We start from the raw sequence: 22,533 nt of genomic DNA, 5'->3' as shown, positions 1-22,533 counted from the left end.
TTATTATCCCGTGACTGAGGATTTTGAGCGTGAGGGAGCGAATGGGGCAAAGGCCGGGCCGTTCGGCTTGAGGCGGATGCCCGGACGCAGCCGCGTCCAGGGCAGCGCTGCGGTATCGGCCGGCATCGCGCCTGGGGCGGCGCAGATCAAAAGCTTTTCGGCGATCGGTTCGAAATCGGCGCGGAAATGCACCGAGCTCTTGTTGACGAGGATTTTCTGTTCGGTCGGCTCGATGCCGACATAGCGATACATCGCTTGATCGGCGAGCTGCGCCTTGTAGGAGCCCACGACGACCCTGACATCACCGATGCGCAGGCAGGCCGAAGGGCCCATGTCCATGTCGCGGCCGCCGTAATAGGGGCCTGGCGCCACGAATTTGCCGTCCGACAATTTTTCGATGACGAACGTTTCCTTGTATGGCGCATCGCCCGGGATGCCCGATTTGCCGCCGAGCGCCAGCGTCACGGTGGCGCCGACGCCCGCCGCATGCGCCGCCTTGGCCGACTCCGGATCGTAGATCACGCCGGTGGCGGCGCGGGATGCGTTGTTGCGCACCAGGGCGCGCAGCATGCCGGTGGTGTCGGAATCGCCGCCGGCGCCGGGATTGTCCTGGGTGTCGGCGATAATGATCGGCTTCTTCGCCGTTTTCGCAAGCTCGATGGCGAGGCGCACGCCATCATCGGGTGAATAGATGCGGCCGTCGAAATCGTCTTCGTGGCCCACGACGAGCGCGACGATCTTGTCGGCGGCGGCGTCCGCGTCGGCCTGCGTCCTGCCATAGGCGAACACGCTCGGCCCGCAATGGGGAAAATCCGCCGCCGGGAAGCCCGGCGCAAAGGATAGCGTCGGCACCGCGTCGCTTTGGAGCGCTGCGAGCTGCTCGTAAATGCTTCTGGTCGGCTGGTCGGTGGTGCATTGCCAGGAGATCGGGATCAGGAACGGCAGTTGCCGGAACGCTTTTGCAAGGCGCTGCCCGGTCTTCAGCAGCAGCGCGAGGTGTTTGGCACAGGCGCGGCCGGTGTCGGCCATGTCGATGTGGGGATAGGTGCGGTAGGCGATCAGCGCATCCGCATGCGCGATCATCTCGGGCGAGACGTTGGCATGGAGATCTAGGCTTGCCACCAGCGGCAGACGGGGACCTACCGCCTTGCGCACGCGCGCCAGGATTTCACCTTCGCCATCGTCGTAATGTTCGGTCACCATGGCGCCGTGCAGATCGAGATAGACGGCATCGATCGGCCCGGCATTGGCGATGCCGTCGACCATCTCCTTCATGACGCGTTCGAAGGCATCGGTCGTGACATGCGCCGACGGGCTGGCGGCTGCGGAGATGGTCGGGACCAGCTCCCAGCCATTGGCTTCGGCCACCTCGACGAAGCCGGCAAGGCCGACATTGATCTTGCGCATGACCTTGAGGACATCAGGCCCATGCGCCATCGCCGGCCAACCGCCGCCATGAACAAAATCAGCATAGGTCGCCTTGGTCGGCGCGAAAGTGTTGGTCTCGTGCAGGAAGCCGCCGACGGCGATACGGGTCATAGTGCCTCGCCAGTGTTTTTGGTTGGGGGACGTTAAGCGGGACGTCGTGGCAAGCGCAAGGAGTGAAGCAATTCCGTTTTGCATGCCGCCCCACCGTCATTGCGAGCAAGGCGAAGCAATCCATGCTGCCGCTTGCGGAGACATGGATTGCTTCCGCCTTCGCTCTTCGAGCTACGGCGGACAAGTCGTCGCTTGTTCCTCGCAATGACGGGGAGAGGCCTCCGTGCTACTCCGCCGCCACTTCGACAGGCCGGAAATTGGCAAAATCCCAGCCGCGGCCGGGGGCGGCATCGAGCAATGCCCTTGTATAGGCCTGCTGCGGGTGGGTCAGCACCTGCGCGGCCGGGCCCTGTTCCACGATCCGGCCATGCTGCATCACAGCGACGTCGTCGCAAATTTGCGCCGCGACGCGAAGATCGTGGGTGATGAACAACAACGCAATGCCCAGCCGCTTCTGGATTTCGTCGAGCAGTTCGAGCACCTGCGCCTGTACGGAGACGTCGAGCGCCGAGACCGCTTCGTCCGCAACCAGCACGTCGGGGTCGAGCGCGAGCGCGCGCGCAATCGCGATGCGCTGACGCTGTCCGCCGGAGAATTGATGCGGATAGCGCGACACTGCATCGGCCGGCAGATCGACCAGTTCGAGCAGATCGCGCGCCTTTGCCAGCGCTTCTGCACGCGGCATGCCGTAGTTGATCGGGCCCTCGGCAATGGTTTCGCCGACGGTCACGCGCGGATTGAGCGAGCGGTAGGGGTCCTGGAAGATGATCTGGATCTTCTTGCGGTGCGGCTGCAAGAGCCGGCGCGACAGCTCGGAGATTTCGCGGCCCGCGAGCCGCACGCCGCCGGAAGTCGGATCGATCAGGCGGACGATGCAGCGCGCCACCGTCGACTTCCCGGAGCCGCTTTCGCCGACGATGCCGAGCGTGCGGCCCTTGCGCAAAGTGAGGGTGACGTCCTTGGCGGCGGCGACTTCGCGCGCCTTTCCGAGGAAGGAACGCTCGCGATAGACCTTGCCCAGCTCATTGGCTTCCAGCACCACCGGTTCGTCGGTCTCCACGCGGGGCGCCCGCGGCACCAGGCTCGGCACCGAGGAGAGCAGGTTGCGGGTGTACTCCATGGTCGGCGTGCGCAAAATGCTGTCGAGCGTGCCAGTCTCGACGAGCCGGCCGTAACGCATCACCGCGACGCGATCAGCGATCTCGGCGACCACGCCCATGTCATGGGTGATGAACAGCACGGCGGTGCCGTGATCGCGCTGCAGGTCGCGGATGAGGGTGAGGATCTGCTTCTGCGTGGTGACATCGAGCGCCGTCGTCGGCTCATCCGCGATCAGAAGTTTCGGTTCCAGTACCAGCGCCATCGCGATCATGATGCGCTGGCGCTGTCCGCCCGACAGCCGGTGCGGGTAGGAGGCAAAGATGCGCTCCACGTCGGGCAACCGGACATGCTCCATCATTGCCAAAATCTTCTGGCGGCGGGCGCGGGCGTCGAGATCGGTGTGGGCGCGCAAGACTTCGTCGATCTGGCGGCCGACCGGCACCACCGGATTGAGCGCCGTCATCGGCTCCTGAAAGATCATCGCCATCCTCGTGGCGCGCAACTGTCGCAGGCGCTTGTCGGTGGCGGTGAGCAGTTCCTCGCCGACCAGCTTGACGCTGCCGCCGGAGGGCACCAGCGCGCCTTTCTGCAACAGCCCCATCACGGTCAGCGACGTCACCGATTTGCCGGAGCCGCTTTCGCCGACAACGCAGAGGGTTTCGCCTTCGTGCACCTGCAGCGAGACGCCGTCAATGATGCGCTGGCCGGAAGGATTTTTGCCGAGGCCGACGACAAGGTTGTCGATATCGAGGATGATGTTGGTCATGCAGGTCTTTCAGCCGTCATTGCGAGGAGCCAACGGGCCGCGCGAATGCGCGCCCGATGACAGGCTCCGCGACGAAGCAATCCATTCCTTCTTTGCGCGGCGAGATGGATTGCTTCGCTTCGCTCGCAATGACGGGGTGAGGTCTTCGTCACTTCCCCGCCTCCCGTTGTTTCATGCGCGGATCGAGCGCGTCGCGGGCGGCGTCGCCGATCAGGTTGACGCTGAGGATCGCGATCGACAGCAATAGCCCCGGCCAGAAGATCAGCGACGGCTTGACCTGGAAGTAGGCGCGGCCCTCGGCCATGATGTTGCCCCAGGTCGGCGTTTCCGGGCTGATGCCGGCGCCGAGGAACGACAGGATCGCCTCGGTGAGAATGGCGGAGGCGCAGACGTAGGTGCCTTGCACGATCAGCGGTGCAATGGTGTTCGGCATCAAATGCCGCCACATGATCTTGGGCAGGCTGGTGCCGACCGAGATCGCGGCCTCCACATAAGGCTCTTCGCGCGCCGACAGCACGACCGAGCGCACCAGCCGCGCCACGCGCGGAATTTCGGGAATCGTGATCGCGACCAGCACGGTCATCAGGCTGGCGCCCGACAGCGACACCACGGCAATCGCGAGCAGGATGGAAGGGATCGCCATCAAGCCGTCCATCACCCGCATCATCACGGCGTCGACCCATTTGAAGAAGCCGGAGACGAGGCCGATCACGAGGCCGATGCCGATCGAGAAGACCGCAGCACCCAGGCCGATCAGGAGCGAAATCCGCCCGCCATAGATGATGCGCGAGAGCACGTCGCGGCCGTACGCGTCGGTGCCGAGCAGGAACTGCGCGCTTGATGGTTTCAGCCGCTGTGCCGGCGCCAGCAATTGCGGATCGTGGGGCGCGAGCAGGGGGGCTGCGATCGCCATCGCGATGACGAGTGCGAGGCAGACGGTCGCGGTCGCGATGATCGGCGTCGCCGTGAGGAATCCAAGTCGCGGCCGGAACGGCGTGGTGACAGGGATTGACGGTCCGGGAAGGGTTTCGATCGCCATCAGTAGCCAGCCTCAATAACGAATTCTGGGATCAAGCAGGGTGTAGGCGACGTCGATCAGGAGATTGACGGTGACATAGATCAGCGACGTCAGCAGGATCATCGCCTGGATGACGGGATAATCGCGCGCCAGCACCGCATCGACCGTGAGGCGGCCGATGCCGGGCAGGTTGAACACGCTCTCGGTGACCACGACGCCGGAAATCAGCAGCGCGAATCCCGTACCTATCACGGTGATGACGGGCACGGCGGCGTTGCGCAGGGCATGGCGCAGCAGCACGCCGGTCTCGCTGATGCCTTTGGCGCGCGCGGTACGGACGTAATCCTCGCCGAGCACATCGAGCATTGCGGCCCGCGTCATGCGCGCGATCAGCGCGACATAGATAAAGGATAGCGTGCAGGTCGGCAGGATGATGCGCTCGAAGAACGGACCGAAGCCGGCCGTGATGCTGCGGAAACCCTGCACCGGCACCCAGCGCAGGTCGATCGCAAAGATCTGGATCAGGACGTAGCCGATCACGAATACCGGCACGGAGAAGCCGACCACCGACAATCCCATTACGAAGCGATCGATCCAGGTGCCGTGCTTCCACGCCGCAATCACGCCGAGCGGCACCGCAACGACAATAGCCAGAATGATCGTGGAAAGGGCAATCGAGATCGACGGCTCGACGCGCTGACTGATCATCTTCAAGACGGGCACGTTCGAGATCAAGGAGACGCCGAGGTCGCCTTGCAGCAGCTTGCCGATCCAGGTGAAGAATTGGGTGTAGAGCGGCTCGTTGAGGCCGAGCGACGTGCGGATGCGCTCGAGTTGTTCGGGCGTTGCATTGTCGCCGGCGAGAATCGCGGCGGGATCGCCGGGCGTCAGCCGCAGCAGAAGAAACACAAACAGCGCCACCACGCCCATGACGGGAATGGCGGCGAGAATGCGACGAAGCAGATATCCGAGCATCTTGATCCGTTAGTTGTAGGTGAACTGGGCAGCGTCGCCCTTAGACTTGGTTTCCGCGCCACCAGCGTAGCATTTCAGCAAGTCCCGTGCCATTGCGCCTGCGTTTTTTGCGATGCAGCTAATCGGTTCGGAAAGCCGCAGCCGTGGTCGTCATTGCGAGCGAAGCGAAGCAATCCATCGGGCCGCGAGGAAGTATGGATTGCTTCGTCGCTTCGCTCCTCGCAATGACGGCGGAGAGACCGCCGCCATCACTCCAGCGTCGCCAGCAATCCCGCCATCAGGCGGCCGCGTTCGGCGAGGCTGTCGACCTCGATATGCTCGTTCAGCGTATGCGCATCGGCGCCGCGGACGCCTAGCCCGTCCAGCGTCGGGATGCCCATGGCGCCGGTAAAGTTGCCGTCGGATCCGCCACCGGCGCTGCCATGGGGCAGTTCGAGGCCCAGCTGCGCGGCAATCCCGCGCGCCTTTTCGTATAACGCCATGGTGCCGGCATCTGGTTCCCACACCGGGCGGGTGACGCCGCGGGTTACCGTGAACGTGACGTCGTTGCTGGTGCCTGACAGCGCCAGCATGCGCTCGACGCCGCGGTCGAGATCGGCCTGGCGCTTGGCCATGCTCAGCGCTTCGCCGGTGCAGGTGGTGGCGACGCAATTGACCCACTGGCCGCCATGCACGATGCCGACCGAGAACGTACAATCTTCGGTCGTCATGCCGTCGATCGCGATAATCTGGCGTGCCATTTCGCGGATCGCGGAACGGCCGGAAGAAAGCGTGGCGCCGGCATGGCTCGGCTTGCCGACGGCCTCCAGATAGAAGCGCGCAATCGCATAGCGTCCGGTGACGACGCCATTGTTGGGCCGTCCGGGCTCCGGCACCAGCACGTATTTGTTGCGCGCGGCTTCTGCCTCGATGATGTCGCGGGTCGAGGGCGTACCGACTTCCTCGTCGGGGGTGAACAGCACCGTAATCGGCAGCGGCGTCGTGAACGCGGCGCGGGCCAGTTGCCGGATCGCTTCCAGCGAGAGGTAATTGCCGCCCTTCATGTCGAAGATGCCGGGACCGAAGCATTTGTTGCCTTCGCGCCGCCATCGCAGCTTTTCGATGGTGCCGACGGGATGGACGGTATCCAAGTGGCCGGCGATCAGGATGCCGGGCTCGCCTTGCCTCGGATGCGGAAAGCGGGCGCGGACACAGCCGGCAAATCCCTGGCGGCCGGCGATGCGCTCGATGGTCGCACCCATAATGGCCATGTCGCGCGCGGCGAGGTCGAGCATGCGTTCCACCGCAGCCTTGTCCCAGGTCGGGCTTTCGCACTCCACCCAGCCGCGCAACCCCTGCAGCATGGCCTCGGAATCAAAGGGAAGATTGGCTGGGTTCATGGGCTTCTCTTGGTTTTCTTAATTTTGGGTTTCGACCGATAGGGTACCGGCCCGCCGCGTACGAGAATGATCTCGCGCGGATTTGTAAAGCGAAACATGAACGCGCGTCCTGCGGTATCCGCAGCGCGGTAGCCGCCTCAAAGCGGATTGACGTGCCACGCGCTTGATGCAAGTCTTCAAATAGTCAGGATTTACAGCGTGTTAGTTCGCCCAAATAACGAACCGCATGCATAATGAATCAGCGGACATTGAACAGTTTCACGTCAGGAGAGATCGAATGTTCCACATCATGCGTTGGAAACGTCCCACGATAGCGACTGCTTTGTCGGTGCTTGCGCTGTCGGCGGCGCTGACGTCGCTAGGCCCGACCTCGCAGGCCGCTGCCGCCAGCAAGAAGACCATCACCGCCGTGATGCATTCGGACCTGCGCGTCATCGATCCCGGCTTCACCACCGCCTACATCACGCGCGATCATGGCTACATGGTCTACGACACGCTGCTGGCGACCGATTCCAATTTCAAGGTCCAGCCGCAGATGGCGGACTGGAAAGTCTCAGACGACAAGCTGACTTACACCTTCACCTTGCGCGACGGCCTGAAGTGGCATGACGGCACGCCGGTGACGGCGGAGGATTGCGTCGCCTCGCTGAAGCGCTGGGGCAAGAACGACAATATGGGCCAGAAGCTGATGGACTTTACCGCCAGCATCGAGCCGATCGACGCCAAGAGCTTTGCGCTGAAACTAAAGGAGCCCTACGGCCTGGTGCTGGAATCGATCGGCAAGCCGTCGTCCTACACGCCGTTCATGATGCCGAAGCGGCTCGCGGAAACGCCCGCTGGCCAGCAGATCAAGGAGCAGGTGGGATCCGGTCCCTTCAAGTTCGTGCAAGCTGAATTCCAGCCGGGCGTGAAGGCGGTCTATGAAAAGAACGCCGACTATGTGCCGCGCAAGGAGCCGCCGAGCTGGACCGCAGGCGGTAAGGTGGTGAAGGTCGATCGCGTCGAATGGATCACGATGCCGGATGCGCAGACCGCGGTGAACGCGCTGCAGTCGGGCGATATCGACTTCATGGAAAATCTGCCGTTCGACTTGCTGCCGGTGCTGGAGGCGAACAAGGAACTCAAGGTCGACGTCCTCAACAAGTTCGGTTTCCAGACGCTGGGGCGGATGAACTTCCTCTATCCGCCATTTGATAACGTTAAGGTTCGCCGAGCCGCCTTCCTGGCGATGAAGCAGAAGGACGTGCTCGATGCCCTGGTCGGCAATCCCAAGTACCAAAAGATCTGTGGCGCGCTCTTTGTGTGCAACACGCCGCTGGAGACTGATGTCGGCGCCGAGACCTTGGTGAAGGGCAACGGCATGGCGGAGGCGAAGAAGCTGCTCGCCGAGTCCGGTTATGATGGCACGCCTGTCGTGATCATGGCTCCCGGCGATGTCGTGACGCTGAAGGCGCAGCCGATCGTCGCGGCGCAGTTGCTACGTGAAGCCGGATTCAAGGTCGATGTGCAGGCCACCGACTGGCAGACCGTGGTGACCCGCCGCGCCAGCCAGAAGCCGCCGAAGGAAGGTGGCTGGAACATGTTCTTCACCAACTGGGTCGCCGCCGATGTCTCCAATCCCGTGGTCAATGCTTCGGTCGGCGGCCGCGGCAAGAATGGCGGCTGGTTCGGTTGGGCCGAAGACGCCAAGATCGAAGAGCTCCGCGACAAGTTTGCGCGCTCCGCCTCTCCGGACGAGCAGAAGAAGATCGCTGCGGAAATCCAGAAGCAGGCCTATGAGCAGGTGATCTACATCCCGCTCGGCCAGTATCTGATCGCGAGCGGCTGGCGCAAATCGCTCAACGGTGTGCTCGACGGCCCGGCGACGCCGGTCTTCTGGAATATTGACAAGAGCGAGTAGGCGGTTCGCTTTAAGTCGAACATCAAGCAATCGCGACGGAGGACTGTTCCTCCGTCGCGTTTTTGTTTTCATCGTCAGCAGTGGGTATCGCGTACCAGTTCCGGGCCGTCATTCTCAAGCGGCGGAGAGACTTGCGGCGGTGGCGGCGACGGAGAGCGCTGATCCCGCGCTTGCTTGCGCTCGGCTGCAGCCTTTTCCCGATCTTTTTCACTGGTCATATTGTCGTACTCCATTTTGTGCACGACAACATTTTTGCGGGCGTTGCGTTCCTCACGCAGGATGCGCGGCCAGATGTTCCAGCAGCAATTCGCCCACCCGTTCCGGCGCCTGATCCGCCGCAAAATGCCCGACGCCGGACAGCACCTCGAAACGATAGGGCGCAGCGATGAAATCCACCGTGCCTTCGGCGGCGGCGCGACCGACGGTGTCGTCAGCGTCGCCCCAGATATAGAGTGTCGGCACGCGGATCGGACCGAGCGGGCCGCGGATCGCGCCGCGTGCGCGATACCAGGCGAGCGCCGCTTCCATCGCGTCCTTGTTGCCAAGCACGGCAAGATGCCTCTCGATCCCATCAGGGGGAACGCCATTGGCGGCGAGACGCTCGCGCAGCCATTTCGCATCGTTCGCGAGCACGATATCGGCGGCATCCGGCTCCAAAAACGCCTTGTGATGCTTTGAGCGCTGCGCCTGCTCGCCGTCGGTTGCCAGCGCGCGGTTGAACGCGTTCGGGTGCGGCCGCGAGAGAATGGTGAGCGACGCCAGCCGCTCGGGATGGCGCTCGGCGATGCCCCAGGCGATGCTGCCGCCCCAGTCATGGCCGACCAGATGAAACCGCGCGTTGCCATAGCCGGCAGCCGCCACAATCGCCATGGCGTCGTCCATCAGGCGGTCGATCAGGTAGTGCGAAAATTCCCGCGGATCGGGCCGTGCGCCCGGCGAGTAGCCGCGCTGGCTCGGCGCCACCGCGCGATAGCCCATGTCGCCGAGGGCCGTCACCTGCGCACGCCAGCAATGCATCGATTCCGCAAAGCCGTGCAGCAGCAGCACCAGCGGCGCGCCGGGCGTGCCGGCGCTGATGGTGTCGAAGATGAGATGCGGGGCGATGGTGATTTGCTCTGACGCCGGCATGCGGCGAACCTAACGAGCCAATTCCGGCCGGCCGATGACGGAATTGTGCAACGGCTGAAAAGTGCTGTATTGGGAGGCGCGACCGGATGCCCAAGGGGACAATCGTTGCACTATTTGAGATCGATCATTTTCGATACGGCGGTGGTAATCCTGACGCTTGCCGTGTCGCTGACGGTGCCGCTGATGTGGCTGTTCAATGCCAGCGGCGCGACGGTGCGTGCGGTTTCGCAGGTCTGGGTCAACGGCATCATGTTTCTGATGAAGCATGTCGTAGGCCTCGATTACACGGTGCAGGGGCGCGAGAACGTGCCCGATGGTCCCTGCATCATCGCCTGCAATCATCAGTCGTTGTGGGAAACCGCGGCGCTCTGCGCGCTTTTCCCGGACGCCAGCATCGTCGCCAAGAAAGAGCTACGCAAGGTGCCGTTCGTCGGCTGGTTCCTGGAGCGCTATCCGATGATTTTGGTCGATCGCTCGGCGGGCCGCCATGCGCTGCGCCAGATGGTCGATGAAGCCAGGCGCGCGACCGGCGAGGGCCGTCAGGTGTTGCTGTTTCCGCAAGGCACCCGCCAGGCGATCGATGAACCGATGAGATTCCAGTCCGCTGGCATCTCGGCGCTCTACACCAACCTCGAAGTATCAGTCGTTCCCGCGGCGTGCAATTCCGGACTGTTCTGGGGCAAGAAGACGCTGATCATGCACTCCGGCACCGTCACGCTGTCCTTCCTGCCGCCGATCGCGCCGGGCCTGCCGCGCAAGGAATTTCAGGAAAAGATGGAGCGGATGATTGCGGAGGAGGCGAGCCGGCTGCTTACGCTGAGCGAGGCGAAGGTGCGCTAGGCGGAGCGACGCGCGGCAACCCAGCCCGCGAGTGGCGCCAGAAACGCCAGGCACCAGACAAACTGCGCAACCCGCGGCGCGGCGAACGCCGCAACGATCCCAAGCGCGAAAACGAAAACCGGAAACAGCGCCGTCGCCAGCAATTGCGGATCGTGGCGGCCCCGCAGCGCCAGAACCCACAATACCGCGTTCAGTGCCGCGATCACCAGCAGGTGAAAGCCGTAGATCACCGCGACGACGCCATCGAGCCGGTAGACGCCGTAGAGGCCGTTGGTCACCGGCAGGATGATGATCGACAGCAGAAAGAACAGATTGAGGAACACCACGCCGCGCCCGGCTTCCGGTGCCACCGCCAGCCGCCGGTGATGGCTGAACCAGAACAGGCCGGCGACCACAAAACTGATCGTCAGCGCAATGACGGGCTGGGCATAAACACGAAGCACGTCGTGCCAGTCGGGCGCTTGCGTGAAACTGGAGGCCTTCGGCAAATCATAGGCGAGCAGCGTCATCGCAACGCCGAAGATGGTGTTGCTCAGCATCTCCAGCCGGCGCATTTCGAACAGATGGATTTGCGGCAATGTGATCCCCCAGTCTCCCCTGATCGGTCCACGCTTTCGCTTCGCTCGCCAGGGTGGCTTGCCAAGCCGTAGCTCGCGGACACAAAGCCCGCCTTCGCCTGTCGGCTTCGGCGTGGCAGCCCTCACTCGCTTCGCGAGCGAAGGCTGGTGCGGGCGGCCGGACTCGAACCGGCACAGTCCTTTCGAACCGAGGGATTTTCTTACCAGCTACGGCTTTCGCCGCCTCGCCAGCGTGGGCATCCGCGCTGGCTCGTTTGTGGTCTGGACTATACCTTCACCATTGGCGCGTTCGTGCCTTTAGGTGCTGCCCGTCTAGTCTCTACACCTTCGCACTAACCGTTAGGTTCGGGCGCTTGGCTCGGGATTGCCATATGAAAGGTTTCCCCGAATTTGAGCAGTTCTACAGCTTGGGTTTCCCCAAGAGCACTCAAGCGTTTAAGTCCCTTGCGTCTACCATTTCGCCACGCCCGCTTTCACCAGAAGATCAGATACTTAGCGTGTTTTCCGGAGAAGTGGAATTGGGATAAATCTCCGGCCCAAACGCTCCCCACCTTTAAGTGAGCGCGGCGCAGAAGCAAAGCCTCAATGCGGACACTTGGGGTGTTTACCTGCGGCGAGCTTTAGGCAATCTCAAGATAATCCACGTAACGAAGGTCCGATGCCCAACTTGCTGTCCCATCGCCGGTTACTCTCGCGCAGCCTCGCGGCGTTGGCGCTGGTTGCGCTCGGTGCGGGCCTGTCCGGATGTGCCGGCATGAGCGACACCATTTCGCCGGCCTTTGCCGATCCCGCCAAATACGATCTCTACGATTGCAAGCAGCTCGAGACCGAGCGCAAGAGCCTCGCGACGCGCACCGCGGAGTTGCAGGGGCTGATGACCAAGGCCGAAACTGGCGTCGCCGGTCCCGTGGTGGCGGAGCTAGCCTATCGCAACGACTACATCGCGTTGCGCGGACAGTCGAAGCTGGCCGATGAAGCCTGGCAGAAGAACAGGTGTCAGGAACCGAAACCGGAAGCCAGGCCGGCGCCGGTCCCGCCATCGATCGCGCCAGCTCCCGTTGCCAAGGGTCGTACGAAGGCAAGCCGGCCGGCAAATTAGAACGTTGTCGGGTGCGGCCTCGAACTTCGCTCTACAGACGCCAATTATAAATCCAATCCTGCCGCGCCAGCATCCGCTCCGGGCCCATGGCTTTGATCGCGAGGTCGCGCGCCAGCGCCAGCGGTCCGGTGAGATGATAGATGCGTCCCTGTTGTCGGGCCGCACGCTGCACCCGCAGCACGCGGGCGCGCCGCTGCCGGCCATAGCGCTTCAGTGCCGCCGGGATGCCCGCGATAGAATCGCCCGGGTTTTCGCTCAAGCATTTGCCGAGCACGGCGGCGTCCTCGATCGCCATCCCTGCACCTTGGGCGGCAAACGGCAGCATCGCATGCGCGGCGTCGCCGAGCAGCGCGATTGCGCCGTCGGTCCATTCGCCGACATCGGGTAGGGTGAACAGCGCCCAGCGCCGCCACTCGTCGACGGCCCCAATCAGCATCCGCGCAGTCGCGGGCCAGCGCTGCGAGGCGAATGCGTTTTTCAGTTCATTGGCATCGCCGGGCGCGCTCCAGCCCGGCCTGTTCCAGGTTCCCGGCACGATAGCGACCACGTTGATCTGCCGCGCGGCCGAGATCGGGTAGGCGACCAGATGTGCGTCAGGCCCCATCCAGAGCTGCACCCGGGCAGCGGTATATTCGCGCGGGAGCGTGGTCGCATCGAGGGTCCCGCGCCAGGCGATCAGGCCGGAAAATTGCGGTTGCACGTCCGGGAACAAATGGTTCCGCACCGCGGACCAGATGCCGTCGGCGCCGACCAGCGCCACCGCCAACTCCTGTTGGCGTGCATTGCCGCGGCGCTGCACGACAGTCAGCCCCTTGGCGTGCGAGGTCACGTCTTCGAACTGGCAACCAAGCCGCAGGTCGATGTCCGGATGGTCGTTGACCGCCGCCTGCAGGGCGCCTTGCAGGTCGGCGCGGTGCATCACCCAATAGGGCGCGCCGGCGCGAAGGCCGGCGGCCTCGCCGAGCGGCAGGCGGGCGATCTCGCCGCCCGCACGCGCGCTCACGATACTAATGGCTTCAGGTGTCACGGCGCGTGGCGCAAGCCGTGACCGCAGGCCGAGGTCGACCAAGATCCGGCTGGCGTTGGGCGAAAGCTGCAGGCCGGCGCCGGCTTCCTCCAGCCGCTCGGCCTTTTCCAGAATGATGACGCGAAAGCCTTTGGCTGCGAGCGAAAGCGCTGCCGTCAGTCCCCCGATCCCGGCACCAGCAACGATGATGGTGCGCGCGGCGGCCACCGAAAGGTCAGGCGACCTTGTCCCTCAGGACGCATTCGGGCGGGCGGGCTTCGCCTGCGGCGAGGTCGGGGGCAAAGCGGTACAGCGTCGAGCAATAGGGGCAGATGATCTCGTTGTCGTTGCCAAGGTCGAGAAACACGTGGGGATGATCGAACGGCGGCCTGGCGCCCACGCACATGAATTCCTGCGAGCCGATCTCGATTACCGAGACTCCGGCGTCGTTATGGAAATGCGGGACGACATGGTCGGACATCAGCTTCACCTTGGATTTCAACGATGAGCGCACGCAATCAACGCGACGCGGCAGCTTCGAAATGCCGCGCACCATAGTGGGGGGTGCCGATGATTCCTAGAGCCGATTCGGGATGTCCCCGCCGCACATTTGCTCATGCAAATTCGACACAATTCTGTCGTCGGAGAAAAGCCCTTCTTTCGTCGGGGCAGTTGTGTCTTAAAAACGGCATACCATCTTGAGAAAGACGAAAACATTGGACTTTTTTGGATGAGGCGATTGCGGTTCGGTTCGGCTCTGGCAGGGGCGCTAGGATGCTTGGCGCTCAGCGCGGCGGTGTTCGCGGCGTTGTGGCCGCACGCCCGCGAGGCCGGCGCCATTCTGGCCGCGCAGGACGATCCCGCGACACTGTCCGACATCCAGATCAACTCCGCGTTGCGGGCCAACCAGGCGCTGGTCGCCAGCCATATCGAGGCAGCGCTCGCGGAGGGCGATTCCGATCTCGCCAACAGCTTCGTCGAACTCGCCCGCGACAAAGGCATTGCCGTCAGCGACGAACTATCGAAGCGCGTCAGCGATGCCGTTGCCGACGCAGGTTCGGCGTCGCATTTTGCCAAGCGCTTTGCCACGGGTTTCGTGGTCGGCAATGCCGACGATGTCGCAAGCCTGTCGGGTACGGTTGCCGGCGATCTCTTCGTCTACGGCGATATCAGGGACGTTGTTCGCGAAGGCAAGCACCTCGCGACGGGCGAGGACGTGGACCGGCTGGTGCTGGGCCTGGCGACGGTCGGGCTCGCGGTGACCGCCGCGACCTACGCCTCGGTCGGCGGTGTTGCTCCGCTGCGTGCCGGTCTTTCCATGGTCAAGAGTGCCCGCAAGGTCGGACGTCTCGGCGAGGGGCTGACGCAATGGGCAGGCCGCTCGGCGCGCGAGGTCGTCGATGCACCGGTCCTGCAGCAGGCGGTCGCGAAAGGCTCGGTGCTGCGGCCCGGCCAGACCATCAGCGCAATCAAGGCAGCGTTCCGCGCCGAGAAAGCCGGTGCGCTGGTGCGGCTGGCGAAAGACGTCGGACGCGTCGGCGAAAAGGCCGGCACGCGTGGCGCGCTCGACGCACTGCGCATCGCACAAGGCCCGAAGGACATCGCCCGCGCCGCGCGGCTTGCCGAATCCAAGGGCGGCCAGACCCGCGCGATCCTGAAGGTGCTCGGCCGCGGCGCGCTCCTGCTGGCAACCGGCGCTTTCAATCTGACGATGTGGGTGTTCGGTGCGCTATTGGCGCTGTTCGGATTTCTGTCGTCGATCAAGGCGACCACCGAGCGGGCGACCGAAGCGTGGCTTCGCCGCAAGAAAGCGCGGCGCTTGAGAAAGGAGGCGGCGGCAGCATGCTTGCCGGCCGCCCCGGTGCTGGCGGGCGCTGCCGCACACGGTTAGACTTGCAGTCCTTGCAAGGCCGTCCATTTCCGATCCCCCGAAAAATGGAACTGATGATGCCGAGTTTTCACAACGGCGCTGTCGAAATTGCCTATCTCGACGAAGGCGAGGGCGATCCGATCGTCCTCGTGCATGGCTTTGCCTCCAGCAAGAACGTGAACTGGGTTTATCCGACCTGGGTTTCCGATTTGAGGAAAGACGGCCGCCGCGTGATCGCGCTCGACAATCGCGGCCATGGCGATTCCGAAAAGCTCTACGATTCCGCTGCTTACGATATTGCGATCATGGCAAGCGACGTCATTGCGCTGCTGGATCATCTGGGAATCGAGCGCGCCGACATCATGGGCTATTCGCTGGGATCGCGCATGACGGCGATCCTGGCGCGCGAGCAGCCGCAGCGGCTGCGCTCGGCGATTCTCGGCGGCATCGGGATCGGACTGATCGAGGGCGGCGGTCCCGGCGAGAACGTGGCGATCGCGCTGGAAGCGCCGTCGCTGGAGGACGTCACCGATCCGGTCGGCCGCACCTTTCGCGCCTTCGCCGATCAGACCCGATCCGACCACCGCGCTCTTGCCGCCTGCCTGCGCGGCTCGCGGCGGCTGATGACATCGGATGAAGCCGCCGAGATCCGCGTGCCGGTCCTGATTGCGGTCGGCACCAGGGATGAAATCGCCGGCTCAGCCGCGGCACTCGGAAGGATCATTCCGGGCGCCGAGGTGCTCGACATTCCGAACCGCGATCATATGCGCGCGGTCGGCGACAAGGTCTACAAAGTCGGTGTCATCGATTTCCTGTCGCGACGGCAATGAGCGGTCGCGCGCTTCTTCACCGGCGAATTGCCTGATAGCCGCGATCAGCACCACCGTGGTCGCAAGCCACGCCAGCCGCGCGCCGTAGCGATCGTGCGGACCGGATATCACGGCGCAGACGAAAGCATTGCCGAGCAGCGCGAACGAGACCGTGCCGGCGAGCAAGGTGAGATCGTCGAACGGTCGGCGCAGCACGCCGCGGCCGAACAGGATGACGGCCAGCAGCATCGACGCCAGCGCAACGGGAATGTGAATCCGGTTGATCGCGGTGAAGTCGAAGTGCCAGAGCTGCTGTTGCGCCGCACGCATCGGCTTCACCTGTGCGGGAAGAAAGTGCTCGATGATGCCGTAGGTATGGCCGAGCCAGCCGTCGGTGCCTTCGCCGGTCCCGACGTAGACGAATTGCTGCGCAGTGGCGATGGCCGCCGCCTTGGCCTGCCAGGCCGGATACTCGGCCAGCGAATGCAACACGATAAAGCCCATCTCGTCGTTCAGTCCCTGAAAGCGGCCAAGCGTGTTGAACATGCTGTTGCTCCACAGAAACTGGTCGGCAGTGGCCGGCAGATTGTCTCGATAGGGGCAGAGCTTGAAATTCTGCTTCGGGCAATGATCGCGCAAATACTGCGCGACGATGCCGTCCTGCAGCATCCGTGCGAATGCCACGCCGTAACCGCCCGGCGTCCACGCCAACTTCCCGGATAAGGCGAAATTGGTCGACAGCAACAGCGCAGCTCCCGCGACGATGGTCAGGCTGCCCTGCGTCAGTCCGGAAATGGAAATCCGCCCGCGCAGAAAGGGACGCGCGATCCAGCCTATGCAGCACAGTCCGAGCAGCACCGCGAGCGTCGCGCTGTGGGTCGCCGCGGCGAAAGCGGTGAGGCCGAACAGCAGGCATTTTTCCGGGATCGAAGTCCGCTCGCCAAGCACGACCAGGATGAACAGCGAAAGCACCGACAACCCGGCGAAAATGTCGGTCAGGAGCGTGCTGGCAAGAAAAGGCAACGAGGTGGTCAGGGCCAGCACGAAGCTCATGGCCAGGAGCCGCAACGGCTCGGAGATACCGAGCACGCGCAGCGTTAGCTGCAGGATCCACAGCGTCGCCAGCGCGTTGATCCCGAGGTTGATCCAGAAGCTCGAATCCTCGCCGAAATGAAGATAGAGGCCGAACGTGGTGGAGCGGCTGGGGACCAGATAGCCCTCGTACCACCGGGCCAGATAGCCGCCGGTGTCCCACTGGAGCAGGGGATAGCCATTCCACAGGGCGGGGGCCAGCAACATCAATGGGATGGCGATGGCGGCGATCCAGGCCGAGCGCGAATTCGCAGCGGTACGCGCCCGCAATATCTGCGTGCTTATGTGGCTTCCCCCCATCCGGGCAGCATCCGCCGAATGGCAGGTCCGCCGAAATTCACCAATAGTCGCAGGCCCGCCGGCTTGATTTCCTGATTTCGCTGACCACCTTGAACTGACCCCACGGCATTCGGAGGCGGTTTACGCTAGCCTGCGCCTGCCCGGGACAGAAGTCCGCCCGCCGTGCTATAGTAGCAACGTAATCAGGGAATTTGCGAGAGCAATCATGGCAGTGCATCAGGTCAATCCGCAAGCGTCGAAGCTCGCCGCACTCGATCCGATCTGGGACCGCATCCGGGGCGAGGCGGAGGACATCGTCCGCCGCGAGCGCGGAGCTTGCTTCCTTCCTCTACTCGACCGTGCTGCATCACGAGCGCCTGGAGGAATCGGTGGTGCATCGTCTCGCGGAGCGGCTCGATCACTCGGCGCTATCGGGCGACTTGATCCGGCAGACCTATGACGAGGCGCTGCGTGACGAGCCCGATCTCGGCAATGCGTTCCGCGCCGATCTGGTCGCGGTCTACGACCGCGATCCCGCAACCTCGCGCTTCATTGATCCGTTGCTCTACTTCAAGGGTTTTCACGCGCTGCAAACCCATCGCCTGGCGCACTGGCTCTATCAAAAGGGCCGCAAGGATTTTGCCTATTATCTGCAGAGCCGCTCGTCGGCGGTGTTTCAGACCGATATCAACCCCGCCGCCAAAATCGGCCGCGGCATTTTCCTCGATCACGCGACCGGCTTCGTCTGCGGCGAGACCGCAGTGATCGATGACGACGTTTCGATCCTGCACGGCGTCACGCTGGGAGGCACCGGCAAGGAGAACGAGGATCGTCATCCGAAGATCAGGCGCGGCGTGCTGATCGGGGCAGGCGCCAAAATTCTCGGCAATATCGAAATCGGCCATTGCGCGCGCATTGCCGCGGGCTCGGTGGTGGTCAAGCCGGTGCCGCACAATGTCACGGTCGCCGGCGTTCCCGCGAAGATCGTCGGCGAGGCGGGCTGCGCGGAGCCATCGCGCACCATGGATCAGATGCTCGGCGCGATCGGGCTTTGATTTTCCACACTTTCTGGCAGCCGCATTTGTGAAGTTACGGCTGGTAGTCTGCGCCGTCTCGTCCTAAAAACCTCCCGGAAATTCAAAGAATCCGATTGGAGACCGCCGTGGACGTTCAGGAAGTCAGGAAGCTCGACGCCTATCTCAAGCGCGTATTCGGCAATCCAAAGATCCGCGTCGTGCCGCGGCCGAAAAAAGACGACTCCGCCGAAGTCTATATCGGCGAGGAGTTCATCGGTGTGCTGTTCGTCGATGACGAGGACGACGATCGCTCGTTCCAGTTTCAAATGGCGATCCTCGAGGAAGATCTGGCCGACGTCGGGTGAGGCGCGTGCCACGACGTCGTAGGGCGGGCAAAGGCGCAATTGCGCCGTGCCCACCATTGCTACTCACAATACAAGAAAGATAATTGGTGGGCACGCGGAGCCTGTCATCGGGCGCGCATTCGTGCGACCCGGTGGCTTTGCCCACTCTAGACGGCTACGTGCCGGTCGCTAGGTCTTCGGTCCGCGCATTTGCGCCGTCAGGCTATCCATCGCATTCGCAACGTCGCGCCATTGCGACAGCCAGCTCCGCGGAAAGCGGAACGTCAGGTCGGCGCCGTCGACGCGACGCTCGCTCAGGCACATGCCGGGAGTCAGGCCGTCGCGGGTGCAGCGCGCGTTGAGGCTCGGTGCGCCGGCGGAGAGCAGGTCCTCGTTGGCGTAGGGCGAGCCGTCGCGGAACGCGCGCATCGTCAATCCGTCGTCGATCGGTGTTGCCTTCTGTTCGAGGTAGCGCGGATAGATCGTACGCACCCGCGTGTCCGGCGGCAGCGAGTCGTGGTGGGCCGATATCGACAGGAATATCCGGTCGATCGGCTGCACCTTCTCCTCGATCGTATCGGCGCTGACGTGCTTCGGCGCATCCGGTGGTTCAAGCGACGGGAAGACGAAACTGAGATCGACCCGTTCCTGCGGCCCGGAGTGGCGCTGGATCTTGCGGCGGATCGCTGCTGTCGGCACGTTGAAGAGCGTGGCACCGACGCTGACCGGCAACCGGCCCGGAGCGCTGGCGGGCCGCGCCACCCAGGTTGGCCACAGCAAATAAGCGACGAGGGCAATGGCACCCGCGGTGATGGTTACCGCGACCATGATGAGCATCATGTGCGACCGCGGATCCCTGCGGGTGTCGCGGGCGAGGTGCTGGGCCGTCGAAAGCAGGGTCATGAACGAGGCATCGGTCGGGTTTCAAGGCTCGGGCACGATCCCGAGAGCTAAGGCGAATCATCCCGCGAATATGCCATGGGCAGCGTGATTTCCGCATGATTTCACGGGAGTTCCGGCCCTGCAGCCATGCGCAAACGAGGTCCCTGCGGTTCGTTGTTAACCCTTCCTTAAGGACACTGTGGCGGCGGCCGGCCAATTTTGCGAAAGCAGGGCACGGTTCGTCGAGTACGAGAAGTTGTCATGTCGCCCGATGCGTTGAATTCCCTGTTCTCCCTGTGCATCGGCTTTGCGCTAGCAGGCGCGCTCGCCAGCGGCTATCAGGCGATGGCAGCGCGGCCGGCGGGATTCGGGCTGCTTGGGGAAGGCGTGGCGCCGAAGACATTTGCGGCCGTGCCGTTTCTGGTTTTCGCCGCGCCCTTCATCATCATGCGCAACACGTTACGCGGCGCGAAGATCGAGCGCCGTCGCTTCGAATTCGTGATGATGGCGACCGTGCTTTCAGGCTTCTGGAGCATGATGTCCGGCACGTTCTTCCTGATGACGCTGCGAGCCGCGGGCGTGCTGGCCTGAGGCTGGCGGCCTGTTCGCTTGATCCGCTGCCTGGGGCTGTGCCAAGGTCTCCGCCAACGGAGATCTTTTGTTATGGCGATCTACGAACTCGACGGACAGGGGCCTGAACTCCCCACAAATGGAAACTATTTCATCGCAGACACTGCCGTCGTGATCGGCAAGGTGCGCCTTCTCAATTCGGCCAGCGTATGGTTCGGCGCGGTGCTGCGCGGCGACAATGAGTGGATCGAGATCGGCGAGGGCTCCAACGTGCAGGACAATTCCACCTGCCATACCGACCGCGGCTTTCCGCTCACGATCGGCAAGAGCTGCACCGTCGGTCACAATGTCATCCTGCATGGCTGCACGCTCGAAGACGACGCGCTGGTCGGCATGGGCTCGATCGTCATGAACGGCGCGAAGATACGACGCGGCAGCATCGTCGGTGCGGGGTCGGTCATCACAGAAGGCAAGGAATATCCCGAATATTCCCTGATCATCGGCTCGCCCGCGCGCGTGGTCCGCACCTTGTCGCCCGAGCAGGTGACGGCGATGGGGAGTGCTGCGAAATTCTACGCGCTCAACGGGCCGCGATTCAAAAACGGACTGAAGAAGATCGGCTGAAGGCAGCCTTCTTTGGTTTCGTCTCGGGCGCTCATCATGGGGAAAACACCCCGCGAGCTGTTTCCGGAGTCGGCTGCCGAATTGATCGAACGGCGCGATCGGCAGTTGCTGGAGCGCAAGCAGCAGCTCGAAGCGATCGTCGACCGTCGATAACCCGGTCAAGGGCCGGCGCACCATTGCGGTGCGGCGGCTTCAGATCGGCGGGCCCGAACGCAAATCCCATTTGTTCGTGAGCATGGTCGAGGACCGGACCGATCAGACCGATGTTGCGGCCCCGACCGAAGCTGCGGCGTAACGATCGCAGGCGGCTCAGCCGCCTTCATTTTCGTTCGCCTCGCGAGGCGGACCGGCGACCCTTTCATGGCCGGCGGCCCAGAGCGCATGCTCCTCGCTGCCATCCCGATATGGATTGGCTTCCGCCGGAATGTGCTGGCGCGCGGCGCGCTGGCCTTGCTCGAAAGGGTCGGGGTCGGAATTCATGATGCCGCCTTTCGGGTTTTCGATCTTTTTGGCGTCGCTTCGTTGGAAGCGGCTGCGCTTTTCCGCAGCGCGTCCTTGAGGTCGATGGGGATGCCGTGCTTCTTCAAGAGGTCCGCAAAGGCTTCGTCAGCCAGTTCCTGAAAGGTCGCCATCCGGTCACGTGCAAGCTGTTTGAGCTTGTCGAAGGTGTCATCGTCGAAGGCGATCAATTTGCGCAAAGCGTGGCCACTCCGGCCGTCGAGCGGATGTGAATGAATGATCTGGCAGTGGAATCGTTCCGGCAGGAACAAGGCCGGGGCGCCGTCGTTGCTTCTGAAAAAGGAGATTTCCGATGAAGCTGGCGTCTGCAGCCGCCGCTGTCGCGGCGATCACAATCCTGGTATCCCCGATCGCGTCGTTTGCTCAGAGCGTGGGCGGATCCACGGGCGGCGGGTCATCAGCCGGTAGCAGCGGCGGCGCCGCCGCGGGCTCGCCGAGCGCAGGTTCGGTCGGTGCGGGCACGCAAGGTGTCACCGGCGTTCCCGGGCCTGCCGCTCCCAATGCCGGTCAAGGTCCAGGTGGCACGGCGAACCCCTCCGGGCTCGCGTCGCCGCCTCCGCCGGGCACCAACAGTGCCGGCACCGCGCAGTCGTCAGGCGGCGGCGCAACGACCGGCATGGGAAGATCACGAACGACGACCGGCGACGCCGAGATCGATGAAGAGAACAAGCAAGTCGACCGCAAGCTCAAGGGCATCTGCCGCGGCTGCTGACATCGCTTTCCGGCCCGCTCACGGAAGAGCGCAAACAGCCCAAAATAGTCAAGCCATCTCCGAGAAATCAATCTAGACTTGACGCCGGATCCTCGCGGGTCCGGCGGCGAATGCGCCGACTTCGTCGAGGCCAAGGCCACGGCGGGAAATGCTGCGCCGCGATGTTACCGAGATCGCTGTTTGGAGGAATGCCGTTCGCGTCACATCGGGGATGTTGAACATGCTCACAGCACCTGCGTTGACATTGATGTTTTTGATTGTCGTGACTGCTCTTGGTGCAGCTTTCGTCTGGATGTTCTGGGAGATCGAACAGATGAAGTCCAGGCCGCGTCGGATGCCGAGACCACATCGCAGGGGCGATTGGTTCGGGTAGGCGACCCGCTACCCGCGCACGGTCATGTTCCGCGCAATAGCCGGAATCTGCCGGCAGCGTCATTATGCGCAATTTTCGGAAAAATGGCGTTTGTTCTTTGATACACCCTTAGGT

The 22,533-nt window shown here is 63.4% G+C and carries 21 protein-coding genes and 2 pseudogenes; 10 read left to right on the top strand and 13 right to left on the bottom strand.

Annotated elements, in window-relative coordinates; all coding sequences use genetic code 11:
- Positions 1–3 precede the first annotated feature (3 nt).
- The 5 genes from V1290_RS06005 to V1290_RS05985 all read right to left on the bottom strand — a co-directional run bounded on the left by V1290_RS06005 (position 4) and on the right by V1290_RS05985 (position 6,778).
- Complete coding sequence (locus tag V1290_RS06005) at positions 4–1,539, bottom strand: M81 family metallopeptidase (RefSeq protein WP_334363497.1); 1,536 nt, start codon at positions 1,537–1,539, stop codon at positions 4–6.
- Between the two features lie 226 nt (positions 1,540–1,765).
- Positions 1,766–3,406 carry an ABC transporter ATP-binding protein gene (locus V1290_RS06000; RefSeq protein WP_334363495.1) on the bottom strand — a complete coding sequence of 547 codons (1,641 nt, stop codon included), beginning with the start codon at positions 3,404–3,406 and terminating at the stop codon, positions 1,766–1,768.
- A gap of 148 nt (positions 3,407–3,554) precedes the next feature.
- On the bottom strand, positions 3,555–4,445 hold the full coding sequence (locus V1290_RS05995) for an ABC transporter permease (protein ID WP_334363494.1): 891 nt from the start codon (positions 4,443–4,445) through the stop codon (positions 3,555–3,557).
- Between the two features lie 12 nt (positions 4,446–4,457).
- Positions 4,458–5,399, bottom strand: coding sequence for an ABC transporter permease (locus V1290_RS05990; RefSeq protein WP_065748014.1), 942 nt, complete (start codon positions 5,397–5,399; stop codon positions 4,458–4,460).
- A gap of 248 nt (positions 5,400–5,647) precedes the next feature.
- Positions 5,648–6,778: a M20/M25/M40 family metallo-hydrolase gene (locus V1290_RS05985; RefSeq protein ID WP_334363493.1), complete on the bottom strand. Its 1,131-nt coding sequence runs from the start codon at positions 6,776–6,778 to the stop codon at positions 5,648–5,650.
- Between the two features lie 277 nt (positions 6,779–7,055).
- On the opposite strand from V1290_RS05985, the gene V1290_RS05980 reads away from it, so the two are divergent.
- Positions 7,056–8,678: an ABC transporter substrate-binding protein gene (locus V1290_RS05980; RefSeq protein ID WP_334363492.1), complete on the top strand. Its 1,623-nt coding sequence runs from the start codon at positions 7,056–7,058 to the stop codon at positions 8,676–8,678.
- Positions 8,679–8,948: 270 nt separating this feature from the next.
- On the opposite strand, the gene V1290_RS05975 is transcribed toward V1290_RS05980, so the two are convergent.
- Complete coding sequence (locus V1290_RS05975; RefSeq protein ID WP_334363491.1) at positions 8,949–9,806, bottom strand: alpha/beta fold hydrolase; 858 nt, start codon at positions 9,804–9,806, stop codon at positions 8,949–8,951.
- Between the two features lie 105 nt (positions 9,807–9,911).
- Here V1290_RS05975 and V1290_RS05970 point away from each other — a divergent pair, with 105 nt between their 5' ends.
- Entirely contained in the window at positions 9,912–10,646 is a 735-nt protein-coding gene (locus V1290_RS05970) for a lysophospholipid acyltransferase family protein (protein WP_334363490.1), read from the top strand.
- On the opposite strand, the gene V1290_RS05965 is transcribed toward V1290_RS05970, so the two are convergent.
- Entirely contained in the window at positions 10,643–11,230 is a 588-nt protein-coding gene (locus V1290_RS05965; protein ID WP_334368945.1) for a TMEM175 family protein, read from the bottom strand. The two genes, V1290_RS05970 and V1290_RS05965, sit on opposite strands and share 4 nt — an antisense overlap.
- A gap of 652 nt (positions 11,231–11,882) precedes the next feature.
- Here V1290_RS05965 and V1290_RS05960 point away from each other — a divergent pair.
- The gene (locus V1290_RS05960; protein WP_334363489.1) at positions 11,883–12,323 is read left to right on the top strand and encodes a twin-arginine translocation pathway signal; all 441 of its coding nucleotides are present in this window, start codon (positions 11,883–11,885) and stop codon (positions 12,321–12,323) included.
- A gap of 31 nt (positions 12,324–12,354) precedes the next feature.
- Here V1290_RS05960 and V1290_RS05955 read toward each other — a convergent pair whose 3' ends face one another.
- Both V1290_RS05955 and V1290_RS05950 read right to left on the bottom strand, forming a co-directional pair.
- Positions 12,355–13,557, bottom strand: coding sequence for an FAD-dependent monooxygenase (locus V1290_RS05955; protein ID WP_334363488.1), 1,203 nt, complete (start codon positions 13,555–13,557; stop codon positions 12,355–12,357).
- Positions 13,558–13,564: 7 nt separating this feature from the next.
- The gene (locus V1290_RS05950) at positions 13,565–13,810 is read right to left on the bottom strand and encodes a zinc-finger domain-containing protein (protein WP_334363487.1); all 246 of its coding nucleotides are present in this window, start codon (positions 13,808–13,810) and stop codon (positions 13,565–13,567) included.
- 249 nt (positions 13,811–14,059) lie between these two features.
- Between V1290_RS05950 and V1290_RS05945 the strand changes: the two genes are divergently transcribed.
- Entirely contained in the window at positions 14,060–15,220 is a 1,161-nt protein-coding gene (locus V1290_RS05945; RefSeq protein ID WP_334363486.1) for a hypothetical protein, read from the top strand.
- A 56-nt stretch (positions 15,221–15,276) separates the two neighbouring features.
- Positions 15,277–16,029 (top strand): alpha/beta fold hydrolase, encoded by a 753-nt coding sequence (locus V1290_RS05940; RefSeq protein ID WP_334363485.1) that lies wholly within the window; start codon positions 15,277–15,279, stop codon positions 16,027–16,029.
- 3 nt (positions 16,030–16,032) lie between these two features.
- On the opposite strand, the pseudogene V1290_RS05935 reads toward V1290_RS05940, so the two are convergent.
- Positions 16,033–17,400: pseudogene (locus V1290_RS05935) on the bottom strand (hypothetical protein); the annotation flags it as partial.
- A gap of 205 nt (positions 17,401–17,605) precedes the next feature.
- Here V1290_RS05935 and cysE point away from each other — a divergent pair.
- A pseudogene (gene cysE / locus V1290_RS05930) lies at positions 17,606–18,434 on the top strand (serine O-acetyltransferase).
- Positions 18,435–18,541: 107 nt separating this feature from the next.
- Positions 18,542–18,760 carry a DUF3126 family protein gene (locus tag V1290_RS05925; RefSeq protein ID WP_025590201.1) on the top strand — a complete coding sequence of 73 codons (219 nt, stop codon included), beginning with the start codon at positions 18,542–18,544 and terminating at the stop codon, positions 18,758–18,760.
- 168 nt (positions 18,761–18,928) lie between these two features.
- On the opposite strand, the gene V1290_RS05920 is transcribed toward V1290_RS05925, so the two are convergent.
- Entirely contained in the window at positions 18,929–19,576 is a 648-nt protein-coding gene (locus V1290_RS05920) for a hypothetical protein (RefSeq protein ID WP_442894165.1), read from the bottom strand.
- A gap of 306 nt (positions 19,577–19,882) precedes the next feature.
- Here V1290_RS05920 and V1290_RS05915 point away from each other — a divergent pair, with 306 nt between their 5' ends.
- Both V1290_RS05915 and V1290_RS05910 read left to right on the top strand, forming a co-directional pair.
- Entirely contained in the window at positions 19,883–20,212 is a 330-nt protein-coding gene (locus tag V1290_RS05915) for a DUF6949 family protein (RefSeq protein WP_028349167.1), read from the top strand.
- A gap of 72 nt (positions 20,213–20,284) precedes the next feature.
- A complete protein-coding gene (locus tag V1290_RS05910; RefSeq protein ID WP_334363482.1) occupies positions 20,285–20,815 on the top strand; it encodes a gamma carbonic anhydrase family protein in 531 nt (176 codons plus the stop codon).
- A gap of 309 nt (positions 20,816–21,124) precedes the next feature.
- Here the strand turns inward: V1290_RS05910 and V1290_RS05905 are convergent, their stop codons facing one another.
- Together V1290_RS05905 and V1290_RS05900 are read right to left on the bottom strand one after the other, a co-directional pair.
- The gene (locus tag V1290_RS05905; protein ID WP_334363481.1) at positions 21,125–21,295 is read right to left on the bottom strand and encodes a hypothetical protein; all 171 of its coding nucleotides are present in this window, start codon (positions 21,293–21,295) and stop codon (positions 21,125–21,127) included.
- Complete coding sequence (locus tag V1290_RS05900) at positions 21,292–21,513, bottom strand: hypothetical protein (RefSeq protein WP_334363480.1); 222 nt, start codon at positions 21,511–21,513, stop codon at positions 21,292–21,294. The genes V1290_RS05905 and V1290_RS05900 overlap by 4 nt, the downstream gene beginning before the upstream one ends.
- Before the next feature lie 113 nt (positions 21,514–21,626).
- Between V1290_RS05900 and V1290_RS05895 the strand changes: the two genes are divergently transcribed.
- Positions 21,627–22,046: a hypothetical protein gene (locus V1290_RS05895; RefSeq protein WP_334363479.1), complete on the top strand. Its 420-nt coding sequence runs from the start codon at positions 21,627–21,629 to the stop codon at positions 22,044–22,046.
- Positions 22,047–22,533 lie beyond the last annotated feature (487 nt).

This window comes from Bradyrhizobium sp. AZCC 1578, from assembly GCF_036924675.1.
Classification (GTDB): Bacteria; Pseudomonadota; Alphaproteobacteria; order Rhizobiales; family Xanthobacteraceae; genus Bradyrhizobium.
Note: the sequence above shows the minus strand (reverse complement) of the source record. Positions and strands in the feature narration are given on the sequence as shown.

Excerpts from the sequence above, each read along its gene's own strand:
- V1290_RS06005 (WP_334363497.1), bottom strand. The coding sequence starts at position 1,539 with ATGACCCGTATCGCCGTCGGCGGCTTCCTGCACGAGACCAACACTTTC.
- V1290_RS06000 (WP_334363495.1), bottom strand. The coding sequence starts at position 3,406 with ATGACCAACATCATCCTCGATATCGACAACCTTGTCGTCGGCCTCGGC.
- V1290_RS05995 (WP_334363494.1), bottom strand. The coding sequence starts at position 4,445 with ATGGCGATCGAAACCCTTCCCGGACCGTCAATCCCTGTCACCACGCCG.
- V1290_RS05990 (WP_065748014.1), bottom strand. The coding sequence starts at position 5,399 with ATGCTCGGATATCTGCTTCGTCGCATTCTCGCCGCCATTCCCGTCATG.
- V1290_RS05985 (WP_334363493.1), bottom strand. The coding sequence starts at position 6,778 with ATGAACCCAGCCAATCTTCCCTTTGATTCCGAGGCCATGCTGCAGGGG.
- V1290_RS05980 (WP_334363492.1), top strand. The coding sequence starts at position 7,056 with ATGTTCCACATCATGCGTTGGAAACGTCCCACGATAGCGACTGCTTTG.
- V1290_RS05975 (WP_334363491.1), bottom strand. The coding sequence starts at position 9,806 with ATGCCGGCGTCAGAGCAAATCACCATCGCCCCGCATCTCATCTTCGAC.
- V1290_RS05960 (WP_334363489.1), top strand. The coding sequence starts at position 11,883 with ATGCCCAACTTGCTGTCCCATCGCCGGTTACTCTCGCGCAGCCTCGCG.
- V1290_RS05950 (WP_334363487.1), bottom strand. The coding sequence starts at position 13,810 with ATGTCCGACCATGTCGTCCCGCATTTCCATAACGACGCCGGAGTCTCG.
- V1290_RS05945 (WP_334363486.1), top strand. The coding sequence starts at position 14,060 with ATGAGGCGATTGCGGTTCGGTTCGGCTCTGGCAGGGGCGCTAGGATGC.
- V1290_RS05940 (WP_334363485.1), top strand. The coding sequence starts at position 15,277 with ATGCCGAGTTTTCACAACGGCGCTGTCGAAATTGCCTATCTCGACGAA.
- V1290_RS05920 (WP_442894165.1), bottom strand. The coding sequence starts at position 19,576 with ATGCTCATCATGGTCGCGGTAACCATCACCGCGGGTGCCATTGCCCTC.
- V1290_RS05915 (WP_028349167.1), top strand. The coding sequence starts at position 19,883 with ATGTCGCCCGATGCGTTGAATTCCCTGTTCTCCCTGTGCATCGGCTTT.
- V1290_RS05910 (WP_334363482.1), top strand. The coding sequence starts at position 20,285 with ATGGCGATCTACGAACTCGACGGACAGGGGCCTGAACTCCCCACAAAT.
- V1290_RS05905 (WP_334363481.1), bottom strand. The coding sequence starts at position 21,295 with ATGAATTCCGACCCCGACCCTTTCGAGCAAGGCCAGCGCGCCGCGCGC.
- V1290_RS05895 (WP_334363479.1), top strand. The coding sequence starts at position 21,627 with ATGAAGCTGGCGTCTGCAGCCGCCGCTGTCGCGGCGATCACAATCCTG.